Below are 15,477 nucleotides of genomic sequence, written 5' to 3'. Positions count from 1 at the left end.
ATGACACGCCAGGCGGGTGACCGCCTGGCGAGATGTCGCTTATTTGGTGTCCAGCAGGTGGCCCATCTTGGCCGCTTTAGTCGCCAGATAGTGTTCGTTTTTCGGATTGCGGCCGACAATCAGCGGCACGCGTTCTACGATGTTGATACCCGCTTCGCTCAGAATAGCGACTTTTTTCGGGTTATTGGTGAGCAGGCGAACCGCTTCCACGTTCAATAACTTGAACATGTCGGCGCACAGCGTGAAATCACGCTCGTCGGCGGCGAAGCCCAGTTGATGGTTGGCTTCCACCGTGTCGGCGCCCTGATCCTGCAAGGCATAAGCCCGGATCTTGTTCAACAGCCCAATGTTGCGCCCTTCCTGACGGTGATACAGCAGTACGCCGCGCCCTTCTTCGGCAATGTGATTCAGGGCCGCTTCCAGCTGAAAACCGCAATCACAACGCAGGCTAAACAGTGCATCCCCGGTCAGACATTCAGAATGCACTCTGGCCAGTACCGGTTCGGGACTGGAAATATCGCCATAAACCAACGCCAGGTGATCGCGCCCGGTCGCCGTTTCCTCAAATCCTACCATCAGGAAATCGCCCCACGGGGTGGGTAGTTTGGCTTCCGCCACCCGTTTTAGCTGCATGTTAATCTCCAACGCATAAATGATGAATTCCCGCTCCGCACTGGAAGGGAATCACGTATAGACGCCACCGGACTATAACCCCGGCAGCGGGGTGATAAACCGTTTCTCTAATCGGTGGCTGAATGACTCGGGATAATCGTGGTGTCGTTGACATAACTGACAAGTATTTTACGTCATACTGACAACTGGCGCCCCCTTTTTTGATAAAATTGTGAAAATTTTGTTCTAATATCCTGCTGAATTATAGGGAGAAATAATGCACGACCTGGTCAGACGCATTCTGATTGGCACAATATCATTGATGGTGTTGCCCGTATTGGTTTGGACGACGGGATGGCAATGGCAACCGAGCGTGACGGGATGGTGGCTTAAGCCCTTGTTCTGGATGACGGAAACCGTGTCGGCGCCGTGGGGAATCCTGACCAGTGTGGTGCTGTCGGTCTGGTTTTTATGGTTGCTGCGCGTGCGTATTCGCCCGGCGGTGGTGCTGGTGACGATACTGCTCGCCAGCGTGGTGCTGGGGCAGGGCGTTAAATCGGTCATGAAAAACTGGACGCAGGAAGCGCGGCCGTTCGTGGTCTGGCTGGAACAGGCGCACCTGGTGGATGACCGCTATTTTTACTCGCTGCCGGCCAGCGCGCGCGCCAGCTTGCTGGAACATCAATTGCAGCAGGAATCACAACTGCCGTCGTGGCAGCGTCAGCACTGGCAGGAACAGGCTGACTATTCTTTCCCGTCCGGTCATGCCATGTTTGCCGCCACCTGGGCGCTGCTGGCGGTAGGATTGCTGTGGACCCGACGCCATTATGTGACGGTTTTGTTAACTATTTTATGGGCGAACAGCGTTATCGGCAGCCGTCTGCTGCTGGGGATGCACTGGCCGCAGGATGTGGCGACCGCCACCCTGATTAGCGCCGGGCTGGCGGTGATTGCCGTGTGGCTGGCACAGCGCTGGTGTGGTCCGTTGCTCACTGATGCTGTACCGCGAAACGCAACCTATCGTCAGCCTGCACGCCCGGACGCCTGACCGGTCAGGGTCAGGTTCGTCGGTCAGAAGGATGTCGCCGTTTGTCGGGCATCCTTCTGTACGTCGATTCTGTATATCGGTTATGCATATCGGCCCTGCATCTTGGTCCTGGACATCGGTAGCCGTGCGTCGTCATCCGTTTTTCCCTCCGCTATTCCCGTTAGCGTTCCCCACCCGGTGAGGAAATGTTAAGTTAATAGGGTTCACTGCCGAAATTTGGCATAATTCATCCGTTTAAGGCGATATCACAGGAAGCGAACGTGAAATATATGCTGATTTTTTTTCTGGTGCTGGCGGTATTCATCGTATCGATCACGCTGGGAGCGCATAACGATCAGGTTATTACCTTCAACTATCTGCTGGCGCAGGGAGAATACCGGTTGTCGACGTTGCTGGCGACGCTGTTCGCCGCCGGTTTTGCGCTCGGCTGGGTGATCTGCGGTCTGTTTTATCTGCGTCTGCGCATTGCGCTGGGGCGCGAACAACGTAAAATCAAACGTCTTGAGCAGCAACTGCCTGCCCCGGAGAGCGCCAGCAGCGCCCCCTCCGCTGAGTCAACCCACTAAGGATCGCTTCCATGCTAGAACTGCTGTTTCTGTTGCTGCCGGTTGCCGCCGCCTATGGCTGGTATATGGGGCGCAGGAGTGCACAGCAGGACAAACAGGACGAAACCAACCGCTTGTCGCGCGAATACGTCACCGGGGTGAACTTTCTGTTGTCCAACCAGCAGGATAAGGCCGTTGAGCTGTTCCTCGACATGCTCAAAGACGACAGCAATACCTTCGAAGCTCACCTGACTCTCGGCAATCTGTTTCGCTCGCGCGGCGAGGTGGATCGCGCCATCCGCATCCATCAGGCATTGACCGAAAGCGCTTCTCTCAGTTTTGAACAGCGACTGCTGGCGGTGCAGCAACTGGGGCGCGACTACATGGTGGCCGGGCTGTACGACCGCGCCGAAGAGATCTTCAAGCAACTGGTGGATGAAGAAGATTTTCGCGTCAGCGCGTTGCAGCAACTGCTGCAGATTCATCAGTCCACCAGCGACTGGCCGAACGCCATCGACACCGCCGAAAAACTGGTCAAGCTGGGCAAAACGCAGTTGCGCAGCGAAATCGCCCATTTCTATTGCGAGCAGTCGCTACAGGCGATGGGCAGCGATGATCTCGACAAAGCGATGACGATGCTGAAAAAGGCGTCCGCCGCGGATAACCAATGCGCTCGCGTGTCTATCATGCTGGGGCGCATCTATATGGCGCAGCAAAATTATGCTCAGGCGGTTGCCGTGCTGGAGCAGGTTCTGCAACAGGATATGGAGTTGGTCAGTGAAACGCTGCCAATGCTGCAGGAATGCTATCGTCACCTGCAGCAGCCGGAGAACTGGGCGGCGTTTCTGCGCCGTTGCGTTGAAGAGAAAAGCGGTTCCACCGCGGACCTGATGATGGCGGACGTGCTGGAACAGTATGAAAGCACGGAGTCGGCTCAGACTTACGTCACCCGCCAGTTGCAGCGTTATCCCACCATGCGGGTGTTCCATCGGTTGATCGATTACCACCTGCGTGAAGCGGAAGATGGCCGCGCCAAGGAAAGCCTGCTGGTGCTGCGCAACATGGTTGGCGAGCAGATTCAGGCCAAACCTCGTTATCGCTGCCACAAATGCGGCTTCACCTCGCAGTCGCTCTACTGGCATTGCCCTTCCTGTCGCACCTGGGCCAGCGTAAAACCCATCCGGGGATTGGACGGGGAATAAGTTCCCCGTTATGCGTCGTGGTTTATTGTCTGGTTTTTTAGTTACAACATACTAAAGGGCTTGCCGCCCTGCGTACCGGTCAGGCTATCGCGCGGTTTGGCATTTACCAGCAGGGGCGGGTAGAATGCGCGGCGGAAATGATGTTACTCACTCATGCTTAACGACGGGATCATACCAGTGAACGGCTCAAACACCTCTTCGAATACCACGGTTACCGGTTCTCCGATTATTGTCGCGCTGGATTACGCCGATCAGCGTGCGGCTTATGACTTTGTCGATCGCATCGACCCGCAAGACTGCCGGCTGAAGGTCGGCAAAGAGATGTTCACGCTGTTTGGGCCGCAACTGGTTAAAGACCTGCAACAACGCGGCTTTGAGGTATTTCTCGATCTCAAGTTTCACGATATTCCCAACACCACGGCCAGAGCTGTCGCCGCCGCCGCGGAGCTGGGGGTGTGGATGGTTAATGTACACGCCAGCGGCGGCGCACGCATGATGACGGCGGCGCGTGAAGCGCTGACGCCGTTCGGCAGCAACGCGCCGTTGCTGATTGCGGTGACGGTGCTGACCAGTATGGATGAGGCGGATCTGCAAGGACTGGGGATTACCCTGTCGCCCGCGGAACAGGCGGAGAAACTGGCGCGGCTGGCGCAACAATGCGGTCTGGACGGCGTGGTTTGTTCCGCCCATGAAGCGGTACGGCTGAAGCAGGCCTGCGGCGCGGATTTTCGTCTGGTAACGCCGGGGATTCGCCCGGCGGGCAGCGACGCGGGCGATCAGCGCCGTATTATGACGCCGCAACAGGCGCAGCAGGTCGGGGTGGATTACATGGTGATTGGCCGTCCGATTACGCAGTCCGCCGATCCGGCCCAGACGCTGAAAACCATTCTGGCCTCGCTGGGGGACCAGTGATGCGCGACGACAACAGCCGTCTGGTGTATTCCACCGAAACCGGACGTATTGATGAACCCGAGGTAAAAGCGGCCCGCCCGAAAGGGGACGGTATTGTACGCATTCAACGTCAGACCAGCGGGCGCAAGGGTAAGGGCGTGTGCCTGATTACCGGCATCGATCTGGATGACGCGGCGCTGGAAACGCTGGCGGCGGAACTGAAAAAGAAGTGTGGCTGCGGCGGCGCGGTGAAGGATGGCGTGATCGAAATCCAGGGCGACAAGCGCGATCAACTCAAGCAACTGTTGGAAGCCAAAGGCATGAAGGTCAAGTTGGCCGGGGGCTAAGTTATACCGCGCCGCGATATGCCGGTTAAAGAGTGAAAACAGAACAGGCTCCCTCGGGAGCCTGTTTGACTGTCAGCCTTAAACCACCTCACTGGGAGGGGGCGATTATTTCGTGGTCTGGTGACCGATAACGCCGCCTACCGCCGCGCCGCCAACGGTGCCGAGCGCGCTGCCGTTGGTCAGCACCGCACCGCCGAGTGCGCCGATGCCGGCGCCGATAGCGGTATTACGTTGGCGTTTGTTCATGCCCGCGCAGCCCGCCAGTGTGCTAACTATCACCATAGCCAGCACGGCCGTTGTGAATTTTTTATTGATTTGCATGGTTATTCTCCTGTTGTTCGTGTTCCATGACTCCGCATAGCCGCAGGCATGGAAATCTTGTCGTAACGCGAATTCAGTTTATGGCATCGTCGTTACCAGCTGTGTGTTACCTGGCTGCCAGTATAATTACCGGCTAGGGCCGTAAAAGGTGAAAAACTCTTAATTCACAGTGCCCTGACGGTGTTTGCCCATCTTTTGTCAAAAGCCCGTGTCGGTCCGATCCCTTTCTTGTGGTCCCAGCAGAACGCAGCCTGCTTTTCAGCCATTCAGCCCATACCTGCGCCGGTAGCCGGACGTGAGAATAAGACAAATCACACAGGAGGGCGGACGATGTTGGAAGAACTGAAAATTCAGGTGCTTGAAGCCAATCTGGCTTTGCCCCGGCATCAGTTGGTGACCTTCACCTGGGGGAATGTCAGCGCGGTGGATCGTGAACGCGGTCTGATGGTGATCAAACCCTCGGGCGTGGAGTACGACGTCATGACCGTGCAGGATATGGTGGTAGTGAATCTGGAAAACGGTCAGGTGGTGGAAGGGCAGCGCAAACCCTCGTCCGACACCGATACCCACCGTGCGCTGTATTTGGCCTTCGCATCGCTGGGCGGTATCGTCCATACCCATTCCCGGCATGCCACCATTTGGGCGCAGGCCGGGAAAGATTTGCCGCCGTGGGGCACCACCCACGCCGATTATTTTTACGGCCCGATCCCCTGTACCCGGTTGATGACCGAAGCGGAAATCAATGGCCGCTACGAGTGGGAAACCGGGCAGGTGATTGTGGACACCTTCCGCGAGCGCGGCCTGTCGCCGCAGGATATCCCGGCGGTGCTGGTCAATGCGCATGGCCCGTTCGCCTGGGGAACCGACGCGCATAACGCGGTGCATAACGCGGTGGTGCTGGAAGAGATCGCCTACATGGGGATTTTCTCGCGCCAGTTAACCCCGGCGCTGGAGCCGATGCAGGCGGCGCTGCTGGATAAACACTATCTGCGTAAGCACGGTAAGAACGCGTACTACGGGCAGTGAGAAGCTGATCGTTCGTCGGCGCTCGACGGCTGGCGAACGTAACGCTATTTTCACCTCGTGTGATAGGGTTTGGTCTATTTCATCCTCTTTACTTCGATATAAATGAAATAGTGATCCACTAAAAAAGAAACATTGTTTCATTTGTTTGCAAGCGATCACTTTTCTCTTCCGGCTAAACGACTACCTTCAGCAATGAGAAGTGGATGGGCTGTGTCCCCCAGGAGTCGTTTTCTTCATTGTCATACAGGCGACGCATGTGCATGGATGTGGCGCAGTCCGGCCTTCGGGTGGGCTGAACGGTCGGTATCCCATTATGAGGAGGATCATGATGGGTGGCGTCCGTATTGCTCATGGTTTCTGTCCCTTTTTCAGGCAATGAATCTATGCATATCAAGCGTTCTATCGAAAAGATTCCGGGTGGCATGATGCTGGTGCCGTTATTCCTCGGCGCGCTGTGCCATACCTTTGCGCCGGGTGCAGGCAAGTATTTCGGGTCCTTTACCAACGGTTTGATCAGCGGCACGGTGCCGATTCTGGCGGTGTGGTTCTTCTGTATGGGTGCATCGATTCGGCTGAGCGCCACCGGAACGGTGCTGCGTAAATCCGGCACGCTGGTAGTGACGAAAATTGCCGTAGCCTGGGTGGTGGCGGCGGTGGCTTCGCGTATTTTGCCGGAAAACGGGGTTGAAGTGGGATTTTTTGCCGGGTTATCCACGCTGGCGTTGGTGGCGGCGATGGACATGACCAACGGCGGTCTGTACGCCTCGATCATGCAGCAGTATGGCACTAAAGAGGAGTCGGGCGCGTTCGTACTGATGTCGCTGGAATCCGGTCCGTTGATGACCATGGTGATTCTCGGCACCGCCGGCATCGCCTCGTTTGAGCCGCATGTGTTTGTCGGCGCGGTGCTGCCGTTTCTGGTGGGGTTTGCGCTGGGGAATCTCGATCCGGAATTACGCGACTTTTTCAGCCGTGCGGTACAGACGCTGATCCCGTTCTTTGCCTTCGCGCTCGGCAATACCATCGATCTGAGCGTCATTGGTCAAACCGGGCTGCTGGGGGTATTGCTGGGAATTTCGGTGATCATTATTACCGGTATTCCGCTGATCGTGGCGGACAAGGTATTGGGCGGCGGTGATGGGACCGCGGGCATCGCTGCGTCCAGTTCGGCGGGCGCGGCAGTGGCGACGCCGGTGCTGATTGCGGAAATGGTCCCGGCGTTTAAGCCGGTGGCGCCGGCGGCAACTACGCTGGTGGCGACATCGGTGATTGTCACCTCTGTTTTGGTGCCGATCATCACCGCGATGTGGTCAAAACGCGTTAAAGGCGGCGATGGCACCGTGCCTAAGGAAGACGCGGTGGAAGAGAAGGCTGAGCAACAGCGGGCGGCGCATCATTAAATAGCGTTCACACCTCCCTTTACGGGGGAGGTGTGAACGCCAGCGATGATAGTGCCATTTCATGTCGTTCGGTAATGGAGGCATCCGCACTGACGAATATGGCTGTCAGCCGTTATGCGCCTCCTGACGCCATGCCGCCGTCGTTTCGTGCGTGGTGGGTATGTCGCTGCGCTGCGCGCGACGTATGGCGAAGAACGCGGCGACCAGCATGGTGACGGCGACCAGCATGAAGAAGCCGCACAGGATGGCGTTAATCTGGTTGCTGAACACGATGGTCGCCATGTCCTGCATGTTTTTCGCCGGAGCGATCAGCGTGCCGGATTCAATACCGGCCGAGAAACGCCTGGCCTGCGCCAGAAAACCGATGCTGGTTTTTTCGTGGAAAATCTTCTGCCAGCCGGCGGTCATCGAGGTGATGAACAGCCAGGCGGTAGGCAGTATCGTCACCCAGGCGTAACGCTGTTTCTTCATTTTAAACAACACCACGGTGCCGAGAATCAGCGCCATCGACGCCAGCATCTGGTTACCGATGCCGAACAGCGGCCACAGCGTGTTGATGCCGCCCAGCGGGTCGATCACGCCCTGATAGACGAAGAATCCCCAACCGGCCACCGCCACGGTAGTCCCGGCCATATTACCCAGCCAGGAGTGGCTCTTGCCCATGTTCGGCACCACCAGCCCGGCCAGATCCTGCACCATGAACCGGCAGGCGCGAGTACCGGCGTCCACGGCGGTAAGAATAAACAGCGCTTCGAACAGAATGGCAAAGTGATACCAGAACGCCATCATGGCCCGGCTGTTGAAGATTTCCGTGATGATATGCGCCATGCCGACGGCAAAGGTCGGCGCGCCGCCGGCGCGGGACAAAATCGACGTTTCGCCCACGTCTTTGGCGATGTTGGTCAAATCATCCGGCGTAATAACGAAACCCCACCCGCTGATCACCTGCGCGGCGTTTTCCACGGTAGTGCCAATCAGCGCGGCCGGCGCGTTCATGGCGAAGTAGACGCCGGGGTCGATCACCGAGGCGCAAATCAGCGCCATGATCGCCACGAAGGATTCCATCAACATGGCGCCGTAACCGATAAAACGGATATGACTTTCGCGTTCGACCAGTTTGGGCGTGGTGCCGCTGGATACCAGCGCATGGAAGCCGGAGATAGCGCCGCAGGCGATGGTGATAAACAGGAATGGGAACAGGCTGCCGGAGAACACCGGTCCGCTGCCGTCGATAAAGCGCGAAACGGCGGGCATTTTCAGCTCCGGCATGGCAAACAGGATACCGATCGCCAGCCCGACGATAACGCCGATCTTCAGGAACGTGGACAGGTAGTCACGCGGCGCCAGCAGCAGCCACACCGGCAGCACCGAGGCGACAAATCCGTAAATCACCAGCACCCAGGTCAACGTCGTGCCCTTGAGGGTAAAGAACGGTCCCCAGTAGGGATGCGCGGCGATGTCGCCGCCGTAAACAATCGCCATCATCATCAGCACAAAACCGATCAGCGACACTTCGGCAATCTTGCCCGGCCGCAGGAATCGCATATAGACGCCCATGAACAGCGCAATCGGGATGGTGGCGGCGATCGTGAACATTCCCCACGGGCTGTTGGCCAACGCTTTGACCACCACCAGCGCCAGCGCCGACAGGATGATGATCATGACGCCCAGCGCCCCTAGCATGGTCACCACGCCGGCGAAAGAACCTAATTCCTGACGCGCCATTTCGCCCAACGAGCGGCCGTCGCGCCGGGTGGAGATAAACAGCACCAGAAAATCCTGCACCGCGCCGGCCAGCATGACGCCAATCAGAATCCACAGCGTTCCCGGCAGAAAGCCCATCTGTGCGGCCAAGATCGGCCCCACCAGCGGGCCGGCGCCGGCGATGGCGGCAAAATGGTGGCCGAACAATACCCACTTGTTGGTGGGGACATAATCCAGCCCGTCGTTGCGGCGCTCGGCGGGAGTAAGACGGCGGTCATCCAGTTCAAACACCCGGCGCGCAATAAACAGACTATAGAAGCGGTAAGCGATGCTATAACAGGCGACAGCCGCGATCACCAGCCAGACGGCGTTCACATGCTCACCCTGGCTCAGGGCCAGCATAGCGAATGCCACGGCGCCCGCGATGGCTACGGCAATCCAGATCGACATGTTTTTGATGGTTTTCATCTCACTGACTCCTGACTGGTTGTCATTCCACCTGCCCGCAACGGTGCCGCTTTACGACGAAACGGATAACGCGAGGCATCATAAACACCGGGGCATCATAGACAACATAGTGCAGCGGTTAGCCAGCGTAGCCAGAACAAGACAAAAATGTGAACAAAGCTATATTTTTGTTATGAAAAAGGTTTTTCGCCGGTTTCCTCGGCAGGAAGGGCAGTCGGCGCGTGGTGATGCCATAGGATGTCGGTATCGGTTGAATCAACTGCCGTCAGGGCGAAAGCGCGCGACCGCGTGGAGAGGGCAAGCCCGGCGCGAGCCGGGCGGGGATATCAGGGCAGTTTGTTGCCGGCGGCACGGTAAATTTCGTACCACTCTTCGCGGCTGATACGCAGTTCGGAAGCGGTGGCGATGTCTTGCAGACGGTGCGGGTCCATACTGCCGACGATCACCTGCATGCTGGCCGGGTGACGCAAAATCCAGGCCGCGGCGAGGGCGGTAGTGGACACGCCGTGCTGGCTGGCGATGTGGTTCAGGGTGGCGTTCAGTTGCGGAAACTTGTCGTTATCCACAAACACGCCGTCAAAAAAACCGTACTGAAACGGCGACCACGCCTGAATGGTCATTCCCTGCAAACGGCTGTATTCCAGCACCATGCCGTCGTGATGGAGTGACGGCGCGTGGGTCATGTTGACGTTGAGGCCGGCGTCGATCATCGGCGTGTGCATGATGCTGAGCTGCAACTGGTTGGCGAGCAGCGGCTGGCGCACCGCGGTTTTCAGCAATTCGACCTGTAATGGATGCTGGTTGCTGACGCCAAAATGGCGCACCTTGCCGCTGGCTTCCAGCTCGTCAAACGCGGCGGCGACTTCATCCGGCTCGCACAGCGTGTCCGGGCGGTGCAGCAGCAGGGTATCAAGGTAATCGGTGTTCAGGCGTTTCAGGCTGCCTTCCACCGCAGCGATAATGTGCGCTTTGGAAAAATCGAAAAAGCCGGGGCGAATACCGCATTTACTTTGAATCAACAGTTGGTCGCGGGCGATACCGGCCTGGCGTACCGCGGCGGCGAACATCTCTTCGGAACACCCGCCGCCGTAGATATCGGCATGGTCAAAGAAATCGATCCCGGCGTCGAGCGCCGTCTGTAACAAGGTTACCGCTTCCTGCTGCGTCTTACCCGCCAGCCGCATACAGCCCAGCGCAATGTTCGGGACCGACAGGGTGCTTTTTCCCAGTGTGATTCTTTTCATGTTCACATCTCCGTTATGCCGTTATCTCTTGTAGGGGAGGGTCGACAGGCGTTCCGACGATAAAAAAACGCCACCCGACTGGGTGGCGTGGGACTGGCGCGAATCAGGCCGCCGGTTTGGCGATGATGCTGCGGGTCTCAAGCCGCACCTCGATCAGCATCACCGTCAGGGTATCGCTCTGGCGGTAGACCGGTTCGCCTTTCACCGTGACGATGCCGGTGTCCTGACTGCACACCAGTTCGTCGCGCACCGCGTGAATGAACGAGGCTGGAATAAAGGCGGTAGCGCCGTTTTCCAGCAGGCGTACGCGCAGACCGCCGCGGTTAACGTCCATAATCTCACCGGTAAAGCGGGCGTCGGTGCCGGCTTTATCTTTCAGGAAACGGGCGTACAGCCAGTCGCTGACGTCGCGCTCCGCCATCCGGTTGAGGCGGCGACGTTCGGCCAGTTGCAGCGTCACGTCGTCCTGCGGTTTTTCCGCCGGGGTATGCGTAATGATCGCTTTCAGCAACCGGTGGTTGACCATATCGCCGTATTTACGGATCGGCGAGGTCCAGGTGGCGTAAGCTTCCAGCCCCAAACCAAAGTGCGGGCCGGGCGCGGTGCTGATTTCCGCAAACGTCTGGAAGCGGCGAATACGGCTGTCGAGGAACTGGGTCGGCTGGGCGTCCAGCTCGCGGCGCAGAACGCAGAAACCGTCCAACGTCAGCAGTTGCTGGGCGTCGGCCTGAATACCGTTGCTTTCCAGTACCGCCACCGCCTGTTCAATGCTGACCGGGTCGAAACCGTTGTGGACGTTGTAGATGCCAAAACCCAGCTCGTCGCGCAATACCTGCGCCGCGCAGACGTTGGCGGCGATCATCGCTTCTTCCACGATGCGGTTGGCGATGCGGCGCGGTTCGGTGACGATATCCAGCACCTCGCCTTTTTCACCCAGCAGGAAGCGGTAATCCGGACGGTCGCGGAACACCAGTGCATGGGTAGTACGCCAGGCGCTGCGGGCCTGACACACGCGGTGCAGCAGACGGATCTGGTCGGCGATATTATCGCTTTCCGGCTGCCAGTCGCCTTGTTGCTCCAGCCAGTTAGACACCTCGTCGTACACCAGTTTGGCGCGCGACTCGATCCAGGCGGCAAAGAACCGAATCTGGCTCAGCGCGCCGTCGGCGGCAATTGTCATGCGGCAGGCCAGCACCGGACGGCGTTCGTTCGGGCGCAGCGAGCAGATATCGTCAGACAGGTGGCGCGGCAGCATCGGAATATTGAAGCCGGGCAGGTAGTTGGTGAACGCGCGCTGGCGGGCGATAGCGTCCAGCTCACTGTCGGCGCGTACGTAGGCGGTCGGATCGGCGATCGCCACCGTCATCTCCAGCGTGCCGTCGCCGTTGTCCTGCACATACAGCGCGTCATCCATATCTTCGGTGCTGGCGCTGTCGATGGTGACAAAATCCAGCCCGGTCAGGTCTTCGCGTTCAAGCTGGCCGTCGTCGAGTTCGGCGGCGTCCGCGTCCGGCGCGATGCGCTCCAGGTTATGACGCGACAGCGTCACCCACCAGGGCGCCAGCGGGTCGTCGCCGGTGGTGATGTAGTGAGTCAGATCGGCAAAAAAACCGCGGTCGCCTTTCAGCGGATGACGGCGCATTTCCGCTACCGCCCAGTCGCCTTCTTTAAAATCCTGCTCGACTTCGCGCGCCGGGCGGCAGGGAATGGCGTCTTTCAGCAGCGGGTGGTCCGGCACGATGGACAGACGGTCGTCTTTTTTCTGTACCCGCCCGACAAAGCGGGTCAGGAACGGTTCCACCAGCGTTTCCGGCTCGGCGATTTCGCGCTCTTTCTCGGTATGCAGCGCGGCGATGATACGGTCGCCGTGCATCACTTTCTTCATGTGCGGCGGCGGGATGAAATAGCTCTTCTGCCCGTCGGCTTCAAGAAAACCGAATCCCTTGTCGGTGGCTTTTACGATGCCTTCCGCTCGCGGCGTCTGAGAGTGGAGTTGCTGTTTAAGCTGCGCAAGCAGCGGATTGTCTTGAAACATAGCGTCCAGAATTGCGGTTAATAGTGGCTTTAGCGGCAGACAGTTTTACGCGAATCGGCCGCTGGCGGCAAGCGTTGTTCGGCGGGGATGGGAAGATCCATCGTCACCCGTATTGATGGGAATATATTGCCGGGCCGGGTGCGAAAAGAACCCACCCGGCCCGTGCATCAGGCGATACGTTGCAGCGCTACCGTCTCACTGGGCGTAATGCGCACCGGCACCGATTTGGAGGTTGGCGTGAAGGTGCCTTCGCCATAGCTGGACAGCGGCACCAGCGGGTTGGTTTCCGGGTAGTAGGCCGCCAGATTGCCGCGTGGGATGTTGTAGCCGACCAGCCGGAAACCGGTGACTTTGCGCTCGATATGGTCATGCCACAGGGTTTCGATATCCACCCGATCGCCGTCCCGCAACCCGAGCGCGGCGATATCCTTCGGGTGCATGAACAGTACGTCGCGCTGGCCGTACACGCCGCGGTAGCGGTCATCCAGCCCATAAATAGTGGTGTTGTACTGGTCGTGGGAGCGCAAGGTTTGCAGCGTGAACGGTGCGGGCGCATCGCCGGAAACCGGCACCACGCTGTCCGGCAGCGGTGCGTCGCCAAAACGTGCATGGCCGGTAGCGGTGTTGAATCGATACGCCGCCGCCGCGTTGCCGAGCCAGAAGCCGCCCGGCTCGGCGCAGCGCTGATTGAAGTCGGCGAAGCCCGGCAGGGTGGCGGCGATGTGGTCGCGGATCAGGTTATAGTCGGCGGCCAGCGCCAGCCAGTCGAGGTGGTCGCGCCCCAGCACCGCGTGGGCGATGCCGGCGACGATGGCGGTTTCCGAGCGCTGCTGAGCCGACAGCGGTGGGCTGATGCCTTCCGAGGCATGCACCATGCTGAATGAGTCTTCAACGGTTACAAACTGCGGGCCGCTGGCCTGCATGTCCCGTTCGGTGCGGCCCAGCGTCGGCAGAATCAGCGTATCTTGCCGTGCGGTAATCAGGTGGCTGCGGTTGAGCTTGGTGCTGATGTGCACCGTCAGGCCGCAACGGCTCAGCGCCTGTGCGGTGCGGTCGGTATCCGGCGCGGCGGCGGCCAGGTTGCCGCCCAGCGCGATCAGCACCCGGATTTCATCACGCAGCATCGCTTCCAACGCCTGTACGGTGTTGTGGCCGTGGCCGCGCGGTGGGGTAAAGCCGAAGTGACGCGCCAGGCTGTCGAGCAGCGCGTCGGCGGGTTTCTCATCGATCCCCATGGTGCGGTTGCCCTGTACGTTGCTGTGGCCGCGCACCGGGCACAGACCGGCGCCCGGCTTGCCGAGCTGGCCGAACAACAGCTGCAGATTGACGATTTCCCGCACCGTCGCGACCGAATGCCGGTGCTGGGTGATGCCCATCGCCCAGGTGCAGATCACCCGGTCGGACTGCTGGTAAATGCCGGCGACGTAGCGGATCTGCGCTTCACTCAGCCCGGACTGCCGCACGATGTTGTCCCACGGGGTGGCGTCCACCTGTTGCAAATACGCCGCCACGCCATCGGTATACTGGTCGATAAATGCCTGATCGAACAATCCCGCTTCGCCTGCCGCCAGCCGCTGGCGGTGGGTTTCCAGCAGCGCTTTCACCATGCCGCGCACCGCCGCCATATCGCCGCCCAAATTGGGTTGCAGGTAAGTTTCGCTAATGGCGCCGGACAGCGGCGTCAGCAGTTCCAGCGGGTTTTGCGGGTTGGCGAAGCGTTCCAGACCGCGCTCGCGCAAGGTGTTGAACGCCACGATATGCGCGCCGCGATCGGCGGCATGACGCAGGCTGTGCAACATACGCGGGTGGTTGGTGCCGGGGTTCTGGCCGAACACGAAAATGGCGTCGGCGTATTCGAAATCCGCTAATCGTACCGTGCCTTTACCGACGCCGATGCTCTGTTTCAGCCCGGTGCCGCTGGCTTCATGACACATGTTGGAACAGTCGGGAAAATTGTTGGTGCCGACCATACGGCCGAACAGCTGATACAGATAAGACGCTTCATTACTGGCGCGACCGGAAGTATAGAGCTCCATCTGATTAGGATGGTCCAGTTCGCGGATATGACGGGCGATTAGCGTGAAGGCTTCGTCCCAGTCGATCGGCACATAGTGGTCGCTGTCACGATCGTAGCGCAACGGGTGGGTCAGCCGGCCCTGATACTCAAGAAAATAGTCGCTCTGGCGGCGCAACGTGCTGACGCTGTGTTCGGCGAAGAAATCCGGCCCGGCGGCTTTGCGCGTCGCTTCCCAACTGACCGCCTTGGCGCCGTTTTCACAAAAACTGAAGGTGCTGCTGTTGTCGTCGCCCCAGGCGCAGCCGGGACAGTCGAATCCTTTGCTTTTATTGACTCGCATCAAATTGCGGATATTTTTCAGCGCTTGTTTGCTGTCCAGGACAAAACGGGTGGTGGCTTCAAGAGAGCCCCAGCCGCCCGCGGCGGCGCGGTATGGCTTGATTGAAGATTTGAATTTCATGATTCGCTACGCAGGTGATGATGTTTTTAGTATGTAAAAAAATCTTTAAATCTTTGCTTGCTAACCAAGAGTGTAGGCGGCGGGTGGCATGGCGTCTAATCAAGGGGGGTGATAGTGAGATAGAGGCGGTTTATCGCGACGCCGATCTCTGACGCAG

13 protein-coding genes are annotated in these 15,477 nt (G+C 58.9%); 7 read left to right on the top strand and 6 right to left on the bottom strand.

What is annotated here, in order from left to right:
- Positions 1-39 precede the first annotated feature (39 nt).
- The gene (ribA, locus tag DDA898_RS12840; RefSeq protein WP_013318314.1) at positions 40-633 is read right to left on the bottom strand and encodes a GTP cyclohydrolase II; all 594 of its coding nucleotides are present in this window, start codon (positions 631-633) and stop codon (positions 40-42) included.
- A 256-nt stretch (positions 634-889) separates the two neighbouring features.
- Here ribA and pgpB point away from each other — a divergent pair, with 256 nt between their 5' ends.
- The 5 genes from pgpB to yciH all read left to right on the top strand — a co-directional run bounded on the left by pgpB (position 890) and on the right by yciH (position 4,645).
- Positions 890-1,660 (top strand): phosphatidylglycerophosphatase B, encoded by a 771-nt coding sequence (gene pgpB, locus DDA898_RS12835; protein WP_038911377.1) that lies wholly within the window; start codon positions 890-892, stop codon positions 1,658-1,660.
- A gap of 260 nt (positions 1,661-1,920) precedes the next feature.
- The gene (locus DDA898_RS12830) at positions 1,921-2,226 is read left to right on the top strand and encodes a LapA family protein (RefSeq protein ID WP_013318312.1); all 306 of its coding nucleotides are present in this window, start codon (positions 1,921-1,923) and stop codon (positions 2,224-2,226) included.
- 11 nt (positions 2,227-2,237) lie between these two features.
- Positions 2,238-3,407: a lipopolysaccharide assembly protein LapB gene (gene lapB, locus DDA898_RS12825; protein ID WP_013318311.1), complete on the top strand. Its 1,170-nt coding sequence runs from the start codon at positions 2,238-2,240 to the stop codon at positions 3,405-3,407.
- A gap of 153 nt (positions 3,408-3,560) precedes the next feature.
- Entirely contained in the window at positions 3,561-4,319 is a 759-nt protein-coding gene (pyrF, locus tag DDA898_RS12820; protein ID WP_050570265.1) for an orotidine-5'-phosphate decarboxylase, read from the top strand.
- Positions 4,319-4,645, top strand: a complete 327-nt coding sequence (yciH, locus tag DDA898_RS12815) for a stress response translation initiation inhibitor YciH (RefSeq protein ID WP_038901444.1) — start codon at positions 4,319-4,321, stop codon at positions 4,643-4,645. Before pyrF ends, yciH begins: the two co-directional genes overlap by 1 nt.
- A 105-nt stretch (positions 4,646-4,750) precedes the next feature.
- Here the strand turns inward: yciH and osmB are convergent, their stop codons facing one another.
- The gene (gene osmB, locus DDA898_RS12810; protein WP_013318308.1) at positions 4,751-4,966 is read right to left on the bottom strand and encodes an osmotically-inducible lipoprotein OsmB; all 216 of its coding nucleotides are present in this window, start codon (positions 4,964-4,966) and stop codon (positions 4,751-4,753) included.
- Between the two features lie 330 nt (positions 4,967-5,296).
- Between osmB and araD the strand changes: the two genes are divergently transcribed.
- Together araD and kdgT are read left to right on the top strand one after the other, a co-directional pair.
- On the top strand, positions 5,297-5,992 hold the full coding sequence (gene araD / locus DDA898_RS12805) for an L-ribulose-5-phosphate 4-epimerase (RefSeq protein ID WP_013318307.1): 696 nt from the start codon (positions 5,297-5,299) through the stop codon (positions 5,990-5,992).
- A 383-nt stretch (positions 5,993-6,375) separates the two neighbouring features.
- Positions 6,376-7,392 carry a 2-keto-3-deoxygluconate transporter gene (gene kdgT, locus DDA898_RS12800; protein ID WP_033111917.1) on the top strand — a complete coding sequence of 339 codons (1,017 nt, stop codon included), beginning with the start codon at positions 6,376-6,378 and terminating at the stop codon, positions 7,390-7,392.
- A gap of 105 nt (positions 7,393-7,497) precedes the next feature.
- Here kdgT and DDA898_RS12795 read toward each other — a convergent pair whose 3' ends face one another.
- The 4 genes from DDA898_RS12795 to DDA898_RS12780 all read right to left on the bottom strand — a co-directional run bounded on the left by DDA898_RS12795 (position 7,498) and on the right by DDA898_RS12780 (position 15,320).
- Positions 7,498-9,564 carry a carbon starvation CstA family protein gene (locus DDA898_RS12795; RefSeq protein ID WP_038911376.1) on the bottom strand — a complete coding sequence of 689 codons (2,067 nt, stop codon included), beginning with the start codon at positions 9,562-9,564 and terminating at the stop codon, positions 7,498-7,500.
- Positions 9,565-9,890: 326 nt separating this feature from the next.
- Entirely contained in the window at positions 9,891-10,808 is a 918-nt protein-coding gene (locus DDA898_RS12790; RefSeq protein ID WP_038911375.1) for an aldo/keto reductase, read from the bottom strand.
- Positions 10,809-10,911: 103 nt separating this feature from the next.
- Positions 10,912-12,843, bottom strand: coding sequence for an exoribonuclease II (locus DDA898_RS12785; protein WP_038911374.1), 1,932 nt, complete (start codon positions 12,841-12,843; stop codon positions 10,912-10,914).
- A gap of 167 nt (positions 12,844-13,010) precedes the next feature.
- Complete coding sequence (locus tag DDA898_RS12780) at positions 13,011-15,320, bottom strand: FdhF/YdeP family oxidoreductase (RefSeq protein ID WP_038911373.1); 2,310 nt, start codon at positions 15,318-15,320, stop codon at positions 13,011-13,013.
- Between the last annotated feature and the right edge of the window lie 157 nt (positions 15,321-15,477).

Source organism: Dickeya dadantii NCPPB 898, assembly GCF_000406145.1.
GTDB lineage: Bacteria > Pseudomonadota > Gammaproteobacteria > Enterobacterales > Enterobacteriaceae > Dickeya > Dickeya dadantii.
The sequence above is the reverse complement of the archived record's forward strand: the minus strand, read 5'-3'. Positions and strand labels throughout refer to the sequence as shown.